Origin of the sequence: Bacillus cereus group sp. MYBK95-2, from assembly GCF_051915225.1 — a bacterium.
In the GTDB taxonomy this organism is placed as follows: Bacteria; Bacillota; Bacilli; order Bacillales; family Bacillaceae_G; genus Bacillus_A; species Bacillus_A cereus.
Map to the genome: position 1 here is coordinate 421,745 of NZ_JBQAEH010000002.1, position 15,036 is coordinate 436,780.

Here is a 15,036-nt window from a genome sequence, read left to right on the forward strand (position 1 = left end):
TGAAATAGGAGTTTGAACTAGTAGATGAAAAACGTAAAGTTTTTTCTAATGAGTTGGCTATGCATACATGTATGCTTGTTCTTCCCCTTGCAAAGTCAGGCTGAGGAACAAATTGAGTCAGATCAAAAAATAAATGAAGTGAATGTACAAGAAGAAAATAAGGAATCTCAAGAATCGTCAGAACAAGTGGAAACGAAACAAGATGAAGAGAAACAAAAAGAAGCAGAACAACAAGAAGTAGTAAATAAACAATTGAGTGAAAGAAAGATAGAAACAGAACAGGGAATTATTACAGTAAATAAGCCGGAGCTTAAAGTTGGCGAAGAGGTGCGAATTGCTGTAGAACCAAATGGGAAAAACATTCAAAGTATGAAAGGTATATTGCAGTTACAAAAAAATGGGGAGCAATATGCGCAAGAAAGAATGTTATCTTTTGAGTATGATGAAGAAACGAAGAGCTGGGTTGCTAACTATAAAGCAGGGGATTTTGATTTGCAAGGTGATTGGAATCTTCAGCTCGTTCAAAGTTACAAAGAGAATGAGAAAGAAGAGCTCATAAAAAATGAAGTGAAAGTCCCGCTCATTCGTATTAAAAATGAAACGCCAACTATAGATAAAGAATTGCCAAAGTTACAGAAAGTTACTATTGATGAAGTAAAAGAGAACTTAGTTGAACGAAAACAGGGAGATTCTATACATATACGAGTAAAAGCATCAGATATAGAATCGGTTGTAAAAGAAGTGCGCGTTACATTAAAAGGGAAAGAAAATAAAGAGCTTTCGTTTTTATTAGACTACAACAAGCATGATATGGATTGGCAAAAAGTATTTGAAATAACAGAAGCATTGCCGGCTGGGCCATACGAATTACTTGTAGAGATAATAGATGCAGCAGGTAATAAACTTGTTGAGGAAAGTGAATATACCATTTCTGTTTTGGTGCCAAAAAATGAAGATGATAAAAAGATAGAAGAGAAAGAAGATAAATTAGATAATAAACTAGAAAATGAATTAGAAGATAAGAAAGAAAATGAGAAGCAAGAAGATTCTAAAGTCAAAAACCCGGTTCCAGAAGAAAATTTGCCAGTTGTTCAAATTCCGAAGCGAGATGAGAAAGTAAATAAGTTTATAAAAGAACCGTTGGAAGAGAAAGAGGAATTTACTTACGTTATAAAAGAGCCGTTCGAAGACAACAAGGAAGTACATAAGGCGAAGGACCAAAAAGAGAAAAATAACAAACAAGTTGCCTCTAAAAAGAAAGAACAAAAAGAAGAACCGAAAGACAAGAAAGAAGAAAAAGGTGAACAGGGAGTGCAAGCTTCTGATGTGTTTACTATCATGTCAGGTTTATTCGTACTGTTTTTAGTTTTAAAGAGTAATAAAGAATGGGGCTAATTATTTCATAGTAGTGGAGGCGCTTAAATGGAGATTAAACGTACGACAATTGAAGATAAGGCGTTACAACCATTAAAACAGCCTGCAGCTATTTCGGAGCATGAAATCCAGAAAGAACGAAAGCGTAGCAATTTAGTGTTTACTGGACAGTCTAAAATTATTTCGAAAAATAATGAAATAGGTATTTTACTTGCAAGTTTAAGTGATGGAAAGATTATGAAGGAAATGCTTTCTAAAGAGATGGATACAGTGTTACAACTTTTTAAAAAGTTACATACGTTATCTGGAGAAGGTAAGCAAACAGAAAAAATATTTGAACAAGTAATTAGAAGCCTACAAGGGCTTGTTAAGCAGGCGCATATAAAAGAACTTCCTTTGTTAGATGGAACATATGATTTCGCTGAAGTACAACTATCATTTGGTAGAAAAGTACATATTCCGTTACTAGATGTGAGTGCACTTATCTCTAGAGTGGAAAGTGATTCTTCAGAAGGAAATATAAATTTGATGGTAACGGTTATTACTGCTTATATAACGAAATTGTCTAACGAAACAATTTTAATTAGTGTTACAGACCGCATTGCTAAAGATCGGGATGTAAGTGTATGGAGAGCGCTTGCGGAAATGAACATGACACAATTATCACAGGCATTGAAACAAACGATGCAAGAACATAAATGGTCTATGACGCTTCTTTTTCTCTTTATATGGATTGTCGGTATTATTTTAATTCGAGTTATGTAAAAAGGTCGTCACTCCATTGTGACGACCTCTTTTATATTTTTTCGTAGAAGAATGTATCAAATCGCTGAAGATTGTAACGCTCGGGTGTTAAAATTTGTTCCGTACTACCAACAAATAGTACACCGCCTTTTCGTAAAGAACGACTAAATTTTTCGTAAAGTTTTACTCTTGCTTCTTCTGTGAAATATATCATTACATTGCGACAAATAATCAAATCATAATTTGTATCGAATGACTGCATTAAAAGGTCATGTTGTTTAAACGAGACGTTTTGTTTAATGTTTTGATGCAATGAATATAGATCATTTTCTTTTGTGAAATGACGTTCTTTCAAATCAGTAGGTAATTCCTTTAAAGAACGTTCTGTATATTGACCGCGTTTTGCGGTTTCTAAAATATGAAAATCAAGATCTGTTGCTTGAATTTCAAAACGAAATGGAGCAAGATGCTTCGATAAAATTAAAGAGAGTGTATACGGTTCTTCACCAGCAGCGCAAGCGGCACTCCATACCTTTAATTTTCCGCTATTTTGTTCGAGTAATTTTGGTAGTGCTTTCGACTCTAAAGTTTGCCATCGTTCTTTATTTCTAAAAAACTCTGAAACGTTAATTGTAATATAGTCAATAAAATTTAAAAATAAATTTTGATCAGCGCGTAATTTGTTTAAAAAATTAGTGTAGTTTTCGAAGCCTTTTCTCGAAATGAAAGCATCGATTCTACGGCGCATTCTATCTTGTTTATATGAAGCGATGTCCATATTGAATTGTTGTTTAAAACTCGCGATAAAATGATCATAATCTTGTTCAATTATCATATTTACAATGGGCACAATAATGATATTGTGCCTCCCCCTTTACATCATACGAATTTTTTGTTCAAAGCTTTTTTTCATTTGCTTTTCATGTAATCCTGGTAAATCATAAATGACAGCATCAATACCTGCTTCTTTTGCAACATCGACAGGGATGACAGATGTATGTTTGTCCCCATTATAAAAACAGAGAACTAAATCAGTGTCTTCAATAATTTGTTTAACAAAAAACATATAATCTGATCGGTAAATGGAGTCAGAAGGATGATCAAAAGCAACATATTCGGCTCCGTGTTTTTTTAAGTAATCAACGACTTCTTGGAATTCATCTGTAATTGCTTGCAATGGTTGCAGCGTGTAAAGGCATAAATTTTGAGCGAGTCTTTCATTCTCAACGAAAAAACGAAGAACCTCATTTTCAATAGATTTATAACATAATATGTAAATTTTATGTTTGTGAGCATAGTCAGTTAAAAATTTTTTAATTTCTTCTTGATCTAATGCTGTTAATTGATTTGAACCACAAAGGAAAATATTCATAGAATTGTGCCACCTCATGCTAAATTGTAACATATCTTTTATAAAAAATAACTGCAAAATATTACTGTTCAGAGTATAATTATAAATAACTGGATTTTACGATTAAGTTTAGGAAGAAATAAAAAAATAAATAGGTGATATATATGCTACGTTCTATCTCGCATAATCCAATTTTATCGCATATACCGCCTGCTACTCAAATGCCGAAAGAAGCAAATGTCAGGACAGGACTTGCATTTTCGGATAATTTGCATGCAGATCCGAAAAAAGATAAATTACTAGAACAAATGGAAGCGTTTGTCGATAATATTGGAGAAATTAAAGAGAAAATTGAAATGGAATTAACGCTTGATAATGTAATGGAATACAAAAATACAGTAAAATCATTTTTGAATTTCTACGTTGATAATGTATTGCAGTATAAAGATGTCATGTCTCGTCACCCACGTTACGGATATTCACAGAAAATGACGATTGTGAAACAGGCAGAAATGGGATTGAATGAATTAGAAGATGTTATGAATTTAATTAACACGAAAACAGGACATTTAGAAATGTTAAATCAAATTGGAGAAATCCATGGCTTAATTGTAAATTTAGTCTTGTAAAAGGAAGGAAGCTATATGTACATACAATTATATGAAAAGCTTGTTATTATACAAAAAGCGTATGAAAATATTCAAGCGCTTGGAGAGCAAATATATGAGAATTTAAAAAATAAAAATGTAAATGCAGTTCAAAAGTTACAAGTAGAGCAATTGCAGTACATTGATGGTTTAAAAGGGTTATCAAGCTCATTTGAAGAAATGGTTGTTCAGTTCTGTAAAGAACAAGGAGTTGAATCGTTTCGTGTAAGTGCGTTATTTTCGTATTTTTCTCAAGAAGAAATTGAAAAAATGAAAGAATTACAAAAAAACGTAACTGAATTAGAAGAGAATGTAAAAATGATTCTTTTGAAAAATCAATATTACTTAAACGTACTATTAAAAACTACAGAAAGTATTGTGGATTCTGTTTCTGAATATAATTTAGAGCGAAACAATAATTCGCAAATCTTTATGAACGAACTATTGTAAAGGAGAAGTGAAGCTTTATGAGATTATCTGATTATAATACACCGCTATCGGGCATGTTAGCGGCTCAAATGGGGTTACAAACAACGAAACAAAACTTGTCTAATATTCATACACCGGGTTATGTGCGTCAAATGGTGAATTACGGATCTGTTGGAGCAAGCAATGGTCATACGCCAGAACAGAGAATTGGTTACGGTGTACAAACGCTAGGTGTTGACCGTATTACTGATGAGGTAAAGACGAAGCAGTTTAATGATCAATTATCTCAACTCTCTTACTATAACTACATGAATTCGACTTTATCACGTGTAGAGTCTATGGTTGGAACGACAGGAAAGAATTCATTATCTAGTTTAATGGACGGTTTCTTTAATGCCTTTCGTGAAGTAGCAAAAAATCCAGAGCAACCAAACTACTACGATACATTAATTTCTGAAACGGGGAAGTTCACAAGTCAAGTGAATCGTCTTGCGAAAAACTTAGATACAGTGGAAGCACAGACAGCAGAAGATATTGAAGCGCATGTTAATGAATTTAATCGTCTTGCTGCTAGTTTAGCAGAAGCGAATCATAAAATTGGACAAGCGGGTACACAAGTGCCGAATCAACTTTTAGACGAACGAGATCGCATCGTTACAGAGATGTCTAAGTATGCAAACATCGAAGTATCTTATGAATCTATGAATCCTAATATCGCGAGTGTTAGAATGAATGGTATTTTAACAGTAAATGGACAAGATACATATCCACTTCAATTAAATAAAGAAAAAGACCCAATGTCAGTTGAGATTTACGGTTCAGAAATCTCTGTAACTAGCGGGGCGATAAAATCAGCGATTGATACGAAAGCGAAGATTGTTGATTATAAAAAAAATCTCGAAGACTTAATGAGTTCGATGAAAAATCAAGTGAATACAGTGATGGGAAAAGATTTCTTCGTTGGAGATTATGCGAAAGAGATGAAGTTAAATCCAGAATTCCAAAAAGATGTTTCGAAAATGAAAATGTCTGCTGAAACAGCAAATAAACTAGCAGCAATTACAGATGGAGATTATAAAGAAGGTCTTTCTTATAAACAAGCATTAGACCAATTTATAGTTCGTGTAGCCTCTGATAAAAGTGCAGTGAATGCTTATCAAAAAATTCATGGAGACTTACTAGAAGGTATTCAGCAAGAAAAAATGAGCGTCGAAGGGGTAAATATGGAAGAGGAAATGGTAAATTTAATGGCCTTCCAAAAATACTTCGTCGCAAATTCTAAAGCTATTACTACGATGAATGAAGTGTTTGATAGTCTATTTTCGATTATTCGATAAGTGATAGTATTTGATTGGAAATATATAAGGAGGAGATAGAAATGAGAGTATCTACATTTCAAAATGCAAACTGGGCAAAGAATCAGTTAATGGATTTGAATGTGCAACAACAATACCATAGAAACCAAGTAACTTCAGGGAAGAAAAATCTTCTTATGAGTGAAGACCCACTTGCAGCGAGTAAATCATTTGCGATTCAACATTCATTGGCAAATATGGAGCAAATGCAAAAAGATATAGCGGATTCGAAAAATGTATTAACACAAACTGAAAATACTTTACAAGGTGTTTTGAAATCTTTAACGAGAGCAGATCAATTAACAGTACAAGCATTAAGTGAGCAAAATGGTGAAAAAGAATTGAAAGCAATCGGTGCAGAGATTGATCAAATTTTAAAACAAGTTGTATATTTAGCGAATACGAAAGAGCAAGGCCGTTATATTTTCGGTGGTGATAGTGCAGAGAAGCCACCATTTACAGAAGATGGTACATACCAGGGCGGAAAAAATGATGTGAACTGGCAGCTAAATGACGGTTATGAATTCAAAGCGTTCCGTAACGGAGAAGCGTTATTATCACCGGTTATAAAAACGTTAAAACAGATGAGCGAAGCGATGCAAAATGGTGACCAAAAAGCGTTACAACCGTTATTAGGAGAAAACAAGAAAAACTTAGATGGCATCATTAACCGTACGACTGAAGTTGGTTCAACAATGAACACAATGGAGACGTTTAAAACAATTTTAAGTGAGCAAAACTTAGCGCTTCAAGAAAACCGTAAAGAAATTGAGGATGTTGATTTAGCGGTCGCAATTTCTGACTTGGCATATATAAATGCAACGTATGAAGCGACGCTTAAAGCGGTTAGTACGATGAGTAAAACAAGTATTTTAGACTACATGTAATCTATAAGGAGTGAGAAAAATGGCAGGAACAACGATGACAGGTATTGGTGGTAGACAACAAATTTGGAACCTCGGAAATAATATGATCGATACTTCTAACCTAGTAGAATTAGAGATGCAAGCGTTAGATATGAGAAAAACACCGTATACTACTGAGAAGCAAAAACTTACGCAAGATAAACAAGTATATGCAAGTTTAAAGACACAATTTACTCCTTTTACTCAAGTGTTTAAAGATTTAGCAGCTTTTAAAGGGAATGAGAAAAAAGTAACGACAACACAAGACGGCTACATTAATGTGAAAGCTGATGGTGGGGCGATTGCAGGAACTTTTAATATGACTATTACACAGCTTGCGCAGCGTCATCAAATAGCTTCAAATGACATTAAAGATATAAATGCGAAGCTTCCTAAAGATGAAACATTAAAACTAGGCGGTAAAGAACTAAAAGTAACAACTGATATGACATATAAAGATTTAATTAATAAGATTAATGATGGAGATTATGGCGTATCAGCTTATACACTTGGAAATAAAATTTTCATGACCTCGAAAAAAGAAGGAACAGATGGAGTAATTAAGTTTGAGGGGAACACATCTACACTATTTCAAGATATTGGTTTAGCTAATGCGGATGGAACAGCGCTTAATACAATCAATGAAGCACAAAATGCCAAATATAGTATTAATGGTATTGAAGCTGAAAGTTTTACTAATACAATTGAGGCTCTTCCGGGTGTGAAAATTGAATTGTTAAAAGTAACTGAGCCGAAAGTAGAAGGGACATCAGATGCCGGTACAACAACAGATCCAAAAACAAAAGGTGTAGAATTAAAATTTACGGTAAGTGATTCTAATGTAACAGACACAGCCAATATTATTAAAAAGATGGTAGCAGAGTATAATAAAGCAGTTTCTACAGTTGACCTTTTTGCTGGGAAAGATGGAGTTTTCCAAGGGCAGGTAATTATGCAAAGCGTACGTCAAGCGATGAACAATGTTGCAACATTTTCTCAAGATGGCAATTATTTATTCACATTTGGTATTCAATTAAAGCAAGATGGAACGATGGAAGTTAATGATGAAAAATTAACACAAGCATTAAAAGAAAAACCCGATGCAGCGAAGCAATTTTTCTTTAGTTCTAACGGTTTAGGAAAAATGATGGAAGAACCGCTTGATAAACTATTCGGTGATAAAGGTGTGGTCGGCGAGAGAGTTAAAAACATTGACTCACGTGTAAGTGATTTAGATAAAAAGATTAAAGATATTGAGACGCAAAACTTGCAAAAGCAAGATGAAATTGTGAAGAAGTATCAAAAGCTAGAGAGTACATTGGCGGCGCTTGATAGCCAACTAAAAACAATTAAAGCAATGACAAAACAAAAAAGTGATGATTAATGAAAGTTGAGGAAGTGATCGTATGCAAGCATGGCAACGTTATATGCAAAATGATATTATGACGAGTAATCCGATTAAAAATACAATTTTTATTTATGAAAGATGTATTGTAGAGTTTCGTAATTTAGAAGAACTTTTACATACTTTTAAACTACAAGAAGGGGACGCACTTCTTGAAAAATTAGAACGTATTTTTGAAGAACTAAAACTTCAATTAAATCCTGAAATTACGAAAGATTTATATGATAGTCTCTATGGTTTATATGATTGGATTAGCATTCAAATTCAAACGATGAAAGTAACTCGTGAAGCGAAAGATATTGATGCAATTGTGAAAGTGTTACAAGATTTAATAGACGGTTACCGCGGAGCACTTGAAAATGAACAATGATATTTATCGGACGTTTGTCAGCTGTTTTAATGAAATCGGTGAATTGCAAGTGTCAGACAGAGAGTTTGCTGAGAAGAGTGAGATGTTAAATCGCTGGATGATGACATTGGATGAAGAAACGCGTGCGCAAGTTGCAGCAGAAGTAAGCCCGTTCATTATTAAGGCAGCTCAGCATATTCGGGATAAGCAAAAGATTTTGGAAGAAATGATTATGACAAATGATGGGCGAATGAAGGCTAATTCATTTTACGGTAAATATTAATAATGACGTTTGGAAACAGATTCCCCTTTTAAAAGGGGGTCTATTCCTTCGTTTACATAAAGAACTCCGCTGATTGAGGTTTCATTTTATGACTGTGATGAAAAAATAATAGTAATCTAAATAATAGAAAAATGGACTTTAGTTTGTAGTTTATATATTGAAATGTTCTATAGATTACTATGTGTATACAGTTTTTTGCATTCTTTTTTATATTTTTGTATTTTTCTAAAGACAACAATGAAAAAATGGAATAAAATATGTAAGGGTACATAATAGTAAATATTTTAATAAACGCATATAAGAAAATAAATAATGAAGTGAAACTTCTATCAGTGGATCATTACGTTAGAAAAGGAAGGGTGTGGAATATGCCAGATTTAGTGAGTGATGTAAGCCATTATATGAATTATTTAGTGACGAAACGAAATACTGTTTCTAGTAATATTGCAAATGCGAATACACCTGGCTATAAAGCACAAGATGTAACATTTGCTGAGCAGATGAATAAAAGTAGTGCCTTATATAAAAATAATGCGGCTGATTTAAAGAGCAATCCAGATTTATATCAAACGAATGAAATGCACTTACCGACAGTAAATACGAAAAATACATATGCAAAGATTCAAACAAAATCAATGCAAACGAATAAAGACGGAAATAGTGTGGATGTAACGACAGAAATGCTAGATTTAATGAAAGCAAATCAGTTATACGGTATTTCAATAAACGCAATTAATACACAATATGCAATTAACCAAGCGGCACGCGGACGTTAAAAGTAGAAGGAGAGACAACGGATGTTTCAGGCAATTAATGCAAGTGGCTCAGGACTAACGACAGCGAGAAAGTGGATGGAAGTTACTTCTAACAATATTGTAAATGCAAATACGACGGCGGCTCCGGGGGCAGATTTATATGAGCGTCGTAGTGTGGTGTTAGAATCAAACAATAGTTTTGCAAGTATGTTAGATGGGGCTCCTACTAATGGAGTAAAAATAAAAAGTATTGAAGCAGACAAAACGGAAAATTTAGTGTATGATCCGACGCATCCACACGCAAATGAAGAAGGATATGTACGTTATCCAAATATTGATGTAACTGCTGAAATGACGAATGTAATGGTTGCTCAAAAAATGTATGAAGCGAATACGAGTGTATTAAATGCGAATAAAAAAATGCTTGATAAAGATTTAGAAATCGGCCGAGGATAAGGGGGAAAATCGTAATATGAAAATTCAACCAATGTTACATACACAACCATTTGGAGCAATTCAGTCAATTGGTGCACCGAAAACTTCTCAAACATCGGTAGCTCCGGAGAAAAAGTTTATTGATTTATTGGAAGATATGAATCAAACGCAAAACAATGCACAAACAGCAGTATATGATTTACTAACTAAAGGGGTAGGAGAAACACATGACGTTTTAATTCAGCAAAAGAAAGCTGAGTCTCAAATGAAAACGGCTGCTCTCGTACGTGATAATCTTATTGAAAATTATAAGTCACTAATTAATATGCAAATTTAGGAAAGTGGACGGGTGTGTTTAAATGGAAAAGATGAAAAATGTTATCCAATCGTTAAAAACGTGGCATAAGTTAGTAATCGGTGCTGCGCTTTTAGCGATTGTAACAGGAGCACTTTTATACTTCACCTTGCCAGATAAATATGTTGTTGTATATCAAAATTTAAATGATGCAGATAAACAAGAGATTACAGCAGAATTATCGAAGTTAGGTGTCGATTACCAATTAGCGGCCGATGGTTCAATTCGTGTGCAAAAGAATGATGCTCCATGGGTTCGAAAAGAAATGAATGGGATGGGCTTACCGTTTAATTCGAAAAGCGGTGAAGAAATTTTATTAGAAAGCTCTCTCGGTTCAAGTGAACAAGATAAAAAAATGAAGCAAATTGTCGGTACGAAGAAGCAATTGGAACAAGATATTGTAAGAAACTTTGCGACAGTTGAAACGGCAAATGTTCAAATTACATTGCCTGAAAAAGAGACGATTTTTGATGAAGAAAAAGCGAAAGGAACAGCGGCGATTACGGTTGGAGTGAAACGTGGACAATTGTTAACGGCTGATCAAGTTGCAGGTATACAGCAAATGATTAGTGCAGCGGTTCCTGGTGTGAAAGCAGAAGAAGTAAGTGTTATTGATAGTAAAAAAGGTGTTATCTCAAAAGGAGCAGATGAAGCACATTCTAGTAGTTCCTCTTCTTATGAGAAAGAAGTAGAGATGCAGCACCAACTTGAAGGTAAATTAAAGCAAGATATTGATGCAACGTTAATGACGATGTTTAAACCGAATGAATATAAAGTGAATACGAAAGTATCTGTAAACTACGATGAAGTTACACGTCAGTCAGAGAAGTATGGTGATAAAGGTGTACTTCGTAGTAAACAAGAGCAAGAAGAAAGCTCTACTGCGCAAGAAGGGGCAGATACGAAGCAAGGTGCTGGTATTACAGCGAACGGTGAAGTGCCAAACTACGGTACGAACAATAATCAAAATGGCAAAGTTGTCTACGATAATAAAAATGGCAACAAAATCGAAAACTATGAAATAGATAAAACAGTTGAAACAATTAAGAAACACCCAGAATTAACGAAAACAAATGTTGTTGTATGGGTAGATAATGATACGTTAGTAAAACGAAGAATTGATATGACTACTTTCAAAGAAGCAATTGGAACAGCGGCAGGACTTCAAGCTGATCCGAACGGTAACTTTATAAATGGTCAAGTTAACGTTGTAACTGTTCAGTTCGATCAGCCGAAAGCTGAAAAAGAGAAAGAGCCAGAAAAAAGTGGTATGAACTGGTGGTTATTCGGTGGAATTACAGCTAGCTTATTAGCAATCGGTGGTCTAGTATGGTTCTTATTAGCAAGACGTAAGAGAAAGAAAGAAGAAGAGGAATATGAAGAATACTTAGCAGAAGATGAAATTGCTGCAAGTAATGAAAGTATCTTGGAAATTCCTGAAGAAAAAATAGTGCCAGAGCCAAAACCTGAACCAGAAGAACCGAAAGAACCAACGTTAGATGAACAAGTGCAGGATGCTACGAAAGAACATGTAGAAGGTACTGCAAAAGTAATTAAAAAATGGTTAAACGGACAGTAAGGGAGGAACAACGATGTTAGATGAAATCTCCTCCAAAGAAAAAGCTGCCATCCTCATTCGTACATTAGACGAAGGGGTGGCAGCAAAAGTCATTGAATATATGACAGCTGAGGAAAAAGAAGTATTACTTCGTGAAATTGCGAAGTTTCGTGTATATAAACCAGAAACGTTAGAGAATGTACTAGGAGAGTTCTTATATGAACTAAATGTAAAAGAATTGAACTTAGTCACTCCAGATAAAGAGTATATTCGTCGTATATTTAAAAACATGCCAGAAGACGAACTGGAAAAATTATTGGAAGACCTTTGGTATAACAAAGATAATCCATTTGAATTCTTAAATTCACTTACAGATTTAGAACCACTTCTTACAGTGCTTAATGATGAGTCACCACAAACAATTGCAATTATCGCTTCTTATATTAAACCGCAACTTGCGTCTCAATTAATTGAGAGATTGCCAGATCATAAGCGAGTAGAAACGGTAATGGGTATTGCGAAACTAGAACAAGTTGATGGTGAATTAATTAATCAAATTGGTGAGTTGTTAAAAACGAAATTAAATAATATGGCATTTAGTGCAATTAATAAAACTGATGGCTTGAAAACAATCGTAAACATTTTAAATAATGTTTCACGAGGTGTTGAAAAAACAGTCTTTCAAAAACTGGATGAAGTCGATTATGAGTTATCTGAGAAAATTAAAGAAAATATGTTTGTCTTTGAAGACTTACTTGGTCTTGAAGATCTTGCGCTTCGCCGTGTATTAGAAGAAATTACAGATAACGGTGTTCTTGCGAAAGCACTTAAAATTGCAAAAGAAGAAATTAAAGAGAAATTATTTACATGTATGTCTTCAAACCGTAAAGAGATGATTCTAGAAGAATTAGATGGCTTAGGACCGCTTAAGATGACGGATGCTGAAAAAGCGCAGCAAACGATCACTGGTACAGTGAAAAAGCTAGAGAAAGAAGGAAGAATTATCGTTCAAAGAGGTGAAGAGGATGTCCTTATTTAAAAACAGAATTCCGAAGAATTCTGTTTCTTTTTCTGAAGAAACGTATGAATTACAATTTCCAAAACCAGCTTCAGTCCAAATAGAAGAGGAAGAATTACAAGCAGATCATGCAGAGCTTCACGCCCAGCAAGAATCATTACATATGGAAATGAATCAGCTAAGGCAAGAGCAGCAAATGCTAGAACGAGAGCGTCAGCAGTTATTACAAGATAAAGAACAATTTCAAATGCATATTCATGAACAAATGGAACAGATGGAAGCAGCGCGTGTGCAGTTTCAAAAAGAACAACAAGAAATAGCATATGAATGGACAGAGTTATTATGGGATCAATCATTTCATTTAGCAGAAAAAATCGTGAATCAAGCGGTAGATTCACGATTGCTTGATGTGCTACCTATTTTAACTGGCATCGTGCAAACATTGCCAACTTCGTTTGAAAAATTAATCATTACAGTACATCCAGAAACGTTTGAACGTATTCAAGAAGAGAAGGAGAATACGAAAGAATATTGGTTACTACAATTAGTAGAATGGAAATATGATTTCTCCCTGCAGTTTGGTGAATTTGTTCTGGAAGAAGAGAAAGAGTTCTTTGAATTTAAATTTGCACCTATATTTGCGAAACTTCGTCAGAAATGGGAAGAAGAGAAGTTATTTGAGGAGCAAAATGTATGAGCCGCCTGTTAATGAATGAGAACGAAAAATGGAATAAGTTCATTGAAACACCGCTGTATACGAAAGTAGGCAAAGTTCATAGTGTACAAGAACAGTTTTTCGTAGCAAAAGGGCCGAAAGCGAAGATCGGAGATGTTTGCTTCGTTGGAGAACATAACGTCTTATGTGAAGTGATTGCTATTGAAAAAGAAAATAATATGCTACTTCCATTTGAACAGACAGAAAAAGTATGTTATGGAGATTCAGTGACACTAGTTTCAGAAGATGTTGTTGTACCACGTGGTAATCACTTGCTCGGAAAAGTGTTAAGTGCAAATGGTGAAGTGTTAAATGAGAAAGCTGAAAACATTCCATTACAGAAAATAAAACTAGATGCACCGCCTATACATGCATTTGAACGTGAAGAGATTACCGATGTATTTGAAACAGGAATAAAATCAATTGATTCTATGCTAACAATTGGTATCGGTCAAAAGATTGGTATTTTTGCTGGGTCAGGTGTTGGTAAATCTACTTTACTTGGAATGATAGCAAAAAATGCAAAAGCTGATATAAACGTTATTAGTTTAGTAGGAGAACGTGGCCGGGAAGTAAAAGACTTTATTCGAAAAGAGTTAGGCGAGGAAGGTATGCGAAAAAGCGTCGTTGTTGTAGCGACGTCAGATGAAAGTCATCTTATGCAACTTCGTGCAGCGAAACTCGCAACGTCTATTGCTGAATACTTCCGTGATCAAGGTAATAACGTATTACTTATGATGGACTCTGTTACTCGTTTTGCCGATGCACGAAGAAGTGTTGATATTGCTGTTAAAGAGTTACCGATTGGTGGTAAAACACTATTAATGGAAAGTTATATGAAGAAGCTGTTAGAGCGGTCCGGTAAAACACAAAAGGGATCTATAACAGGTATTTATACGGTGCTTGTTGATGGGGACGATTTAAATGGTCCTGTACCAGATTTAGCACGTGGTATTTTAGATGGACATATTGTATTAAAGCGTGAGCTTGCAACGCTTAGTCATTATCCTGCAATTTCAGTATTAGATTCAGTAAGTAGGATTATGGAAGAAATCGTTTCACCACATCATTGGCAACTTGCAAATGAAATGAGAAAGATTTTATCAATTTATAAAGAAAATGAATTGTATTTTAAGTTAGGAACGATTCAAGAAAATGAAGAAAATGCTTATATTTTTGAATGTAAAAATAAAGTAGAAGGCATAAATACATTTTTAAAGCAAGGCCGATCGGATAGTTTCCCATTTGATGATATCGTTGAAGCGATACACCATATAGTATAAGGCCTCTGCCCAAGAGGTCTTATTTTTTTGTTTTTTAATATTTCACAGATTTTTTTGGAAAAAAACTATATAATA

At 34.4% G+C, this 15,036-nt stretch carries 18 protein-coding genes; 16 read left to right on the forward strand and 2 right to left on the reverse strand.

Features of this window, described 5'->3' with window-relative positions:
• The first annotated feature begins 24 nt into the window (after window positions 1–24).
• Together ACTFN4_RS09140 and ACTFN4_RS09145 are read left to right on the forward strand one after the other, a co-directional pair.
• Window positions 25–1,395, forward strand: a complete 1,371-nt coding sequence (locus ACTFN4_RS09140; RefSeq protein WP_071739876.1) for a transglycosylase — start codon at window positions 25–27, stop codon at window positions 1,393–1,395.
• 27 nt (window positions 1,396–1,422) lie between these two features.
• Window positions 1,423–2,139, forward strand: coding sequence for a hypothetical protein (locus ACTFN4_RS09145; RefSeq protein WP_000403950.1), 717 nt, complete (start codon window positions 1,423–1,425; stop codon window positions 2,137–2,139).
• A 31-nt stretch (window positions 2,140–2,170) separates the two neighbouring features.
• Here the strand turns inward: ACTFN4_RS09145 and cheR are convergent, their stop codons facing one another.
• Together cheR and ACTFN4_RS09155 are read right to left on the reverse strand one after the other, a co-directional pair.
• Window positions 2,171–2,953, reverse strand: a complete 783-nt coding sequence (cheR, locus tag ACTFN4_RS09150) for a protein-glutamate O-methyltransferase CheR (protein ID WP_000582879.1) — start codon at window positions 2,951–2,953, stop codon at window positions 2,171–2,173.
• A gap of 39 nt (window positions 2,954–2,992) precedes the next feature.
• Window positions 2,993–3,490, reverse strand: a complete 498-nt coding sequence (locus tag ACTFN4_RS09155; protein WP_001020110.1) for a flagellar motor switch protein FliG — start codon at window positions 3,488–3,490, stop codon at window positions 2,993–2,995.
• A 143-nt stretch (window positions 3,491–3,633) separates the two neighbouring features.
• Between ACTFN4_RS09155 and ACTFN4_RS09160 the strand changes: the two genes are divergently transcribed.
• The 14 genes from ACTFN4_RS09160 to fliI all read left to right on the forward strand — a co-directional run bounded on the left by ACTFN4_RS09160 (window position 3,634) and on the right by fliI (window position 14,961).
• Window positions 3,634–4,098: a YaaR family protein gene (locus ACTFN4_RS09160; RefSeq protein WP_000946323.1), complete on the forward strand. Its 465-nt coding sequence runs from the start codon at window positions 3,634–3,636 to the stop codon at window positions 4,096–4,098.
• A gap of 15 nt (window positions 4,099–4,113) precedes the next feature.
• Window positions 4,114–4,566, forward strand: coding sequence for a hypothetical protein (locus ACTFN4_RS09165; protein WP_000275879.1), 453 nt, complete (start codon window positions 4,114–4,116; stop codon window positions 4,564–4,566).
• Between the two features lie 17 nt (window positions 4,567–4,583).
• On the forward strand, window positions 4,584–5,882 hold the full coding sequence (flgK, locus tag ACTFN4_RS09170) for a flagellar hook-associated protein FlgK (RefSeq protein WP_053514216.1): 1,299 nt from the start codon (window positions 4,584–4,586) through the stop codon (window positions 5,880–5,882).
• Between the two features lie 41 nt (window positions 5,883–5,923).
• Window positions 5,924–6,787 (forward strand): flagellar hook-associated protein 3, encoded by an 864-nt coding sequence (locus ACTFN4_RS09175; RefSeq protein WP_030024826.1) that lies wholly within the window; start codon window positions 5,924–5,926, stop codon window positions 6,785–6,787.
• A gap of 19 nt (window positions 6,788–6,806) precedes the next feature.
• Entirely contained in the window at window positions 6,807–8,189 is a 1,383-nt protein-coding gene (locus ACTFN4_RS09180; protein WP_439962224.1) for a flagellar hook-associated protein 2, read from the forward strand.
• Window positions 8,190–8,211: 22 nt separating this feature from the next.
• Window positions 8,212–8,580, forward strand: coding sequence for a flagellar export chaperone FliS (locus ACTFN4_RS09185; RefSeq protein WP_001149516.1), 369 nt, complete (start codon window positions 8,212–8,214; stop codon window positions 8,578–8,580).
• A complete protein-coding gene (locus ACTFN4_RS09190; RefSeq protein ID WP_001058088.1) occupies window positions 8,570–8,842 on the forward strand; it encodes a hypothetical protein in 273 nt (90 codons plus the stop codon). The genes ACTFN4_RS09185 and ACTFN4_RS09190 overlap by 11 nt, the downstream gene beginning before the upstream one ends.
• Window positions 8,843–9,159: 317 nt before the next feature.
• Entirely contained in the window at window positions 9,160–9,618 is a 459-nt protein-coding gene (gene flgB / locus ACTFN4_RS09195) for a flagellar basal body rod protein FlgB (protein WP_370445031.1), read from the forward strand.
• Window positions 9,619–9,639: 21 nt separating this feature from the next.
• Entirely contained in the window at window positions 9,640–10,053 is a 414-nt protein-coding gene (gene flgC, locus ACTFN4_RS09200; RefSeq protein ID WP_000484680.1) for a flagellar basal body rod protein FlgC, read from the forward strand.
• 16 nt (window positions 10,054–10,069) lie between these two features.
• A complete protein-coding gene (gene fliE, locus ACTFN4_RS09205; protein ID WP_000701670.1) occupies window positions 10,070–10,369 on the forward strand; it encodes a flagellar hook-basal body complex protein FliE in 300 nt (99 codons plus the stop codon).
• 22 nt (window positions 10,370–10,391) lie between these two features.
• Window positions 10,392–11,966, forward strand: coding sequence for a flagellar M-ring protein FliF C-terminal domain-containing protein (locus tag ACTFN4_RS09210; protein ID WP_205172304.1), 1,575 nt, complete (start codon window positions 10,392–10,394; stop codon window positions 11,964–11,966).
• A gap of 13 nt (window positions 11,967–11,979) precedes the next feature.
• On the forward strand, window positions 11,980–12,984 hold the full coding sequence (fliG, locus tag ACTFN4_RS09215) for a flagellar motor switch protein FliG (protein WP_000883356.1): 1,005 nt from the start codon (window positions 11,980–11,982) through the stop codon (window positions 12,982–12,984).
• Window positions 12,971–13,660, forward strand: a complete 690-nt coding sequence (locus tag ACTFN4_RS09220; RefSeq protein WP_439962225.1) for a FliH/SctL family protein — start codon at window positions 12,971–12,973, stop codon at window positions 13,658–13,660. The genes fliG and ACTFN4_RS09220 overlap by 14 nt, the downstream gene beginning before the upstream one ends.
• The gene (fliI, locus tag ACTFN4_RS09225; protein ID WP_017672970.1) at window positions 13,657–14,961 is read left to right on the forward strand and encodes a flagellar protein export ATPase FliI; all 1,305 of its coding nucleotides are present in this window, start codon (window positions 13,657–13,659) and stop codon (window positions 14,959–14,961) included. The genes ACTFN4_RS09220 and fliI overlap by 4 nt, the downstream gene beginning before the upstream one ends.
• The last annotated feature ends 75 nt before the right edge of the window (window positions 14,962–15,036 follow it).

Coding starts and splice junctions, on each gene's coding strand:
- ACTFN4_RS09140 (WP_071739876.1), top strand. CDS start 25: ATGAAAAACGTAAAGTTTTTTCTAATGAGTTGGCTATGCATACATGTA.
- ACTFN4_RS09145 (WP_000403950.1), top strand. CDS start 1,423: ATGGAGATTAAACGTACGACAATTGAAGATAAGGCGTTACAACCATTA.
- cheR (WP_000582879.1), bottom strand. CDS start 2,953: ATGATAATTGAACAAGATTATGATCATTTTATCGCGAGTTTTAAACAA.
- ACTFN4_RS09155 (WP_001020110.1), bottom strand. CDS start 3,490: ATGAATATTTTCCTTTGTGGTTCAAATCAATTAACAGCATTAGATCAA.
- ACTFN4_RS09160 (WP_000946323.1), top strand. CDS start 3,634: ATGCTACGTTCTATCTCGCATAATCCAATTTTATCGCATATACCGCCT.
- ACTFN4_RS09165 (WP_000275879.1), top strand. CDS start 4,114: ATGTACATACAATTATATGAAAAGCTTGTTATTATACAAAAAGCGTAT.
- flgK (WP_053514216.1), top strand. CDS start 4,584: ATGAGATTATCTGATTATAATACACCGCTATCGGGCATGTTAGCGGCT.
- ACTFN4_RS09175 (WP_030024826.1), top strand. CDS start 5,924: ATGAGAGTATCTACATTTCAAAATGCAAACTGGGCAAAGAATCAGTTA.
- ACTFN4_RS09180 (WP_439962224.1), top strand. CDS start 6,807: ATGGCAGGAACAACGATGACAGGTATTGGTGGTAGACAACAAATTTGG.
- ACTFN4_RS09185 (WP_001149516.1), top strand. CDS start 8,212: ATGCAAGCATGGCAACGTTATATGCAAAATGATATTATGACGAGTAAT.
- ACTFN4_RS09190 (WP_001058088.1), top strand. CDS start 8,570: ATGAACAATGATATTTATCGGACGTTTGTCAGCTGTTTTAATGAAATC.
- flgC (WP_000484680.1), top strand. CDS start 9,640: ATGTTTCAGGCAATTAATGCAAGTGGCTCAGGACTAACGACAGCGAGA.
- fliE (WP_000701670.1), top strand. CDS start 10,070: ATGAAAATTCAACCAATGTTACATACACAACCATTTGGAGCAATTCAG.
- ACTFN4_RS09210 (WP_205172304.1), top strand. CDS start 10,392: ATGGAAAAGATGAAAAATGTTATCCAATCGTTAAAAACGTGGCATAAG.
- fliG (WP_000883356.1), top strand. CDS start 11,980: ATGTTAGATGAAATCTCCTCCAAAGAAAAAGCTGCCATCCTCATTCGT.
- ACTFN4_RS09220 (WP_439962225.1), top strand. CDS start 12,971: ATGTCCTTATTTAAAAACAGAATTCCGAAGAATTCTGTTTCTTTTTCT.
- fliI (WP_017672970.1), top strand. CDS start 13,657: ATGAGCCGCCTGTTAATGAATGAGAACGAAAAATGGAATAAGTTCATT.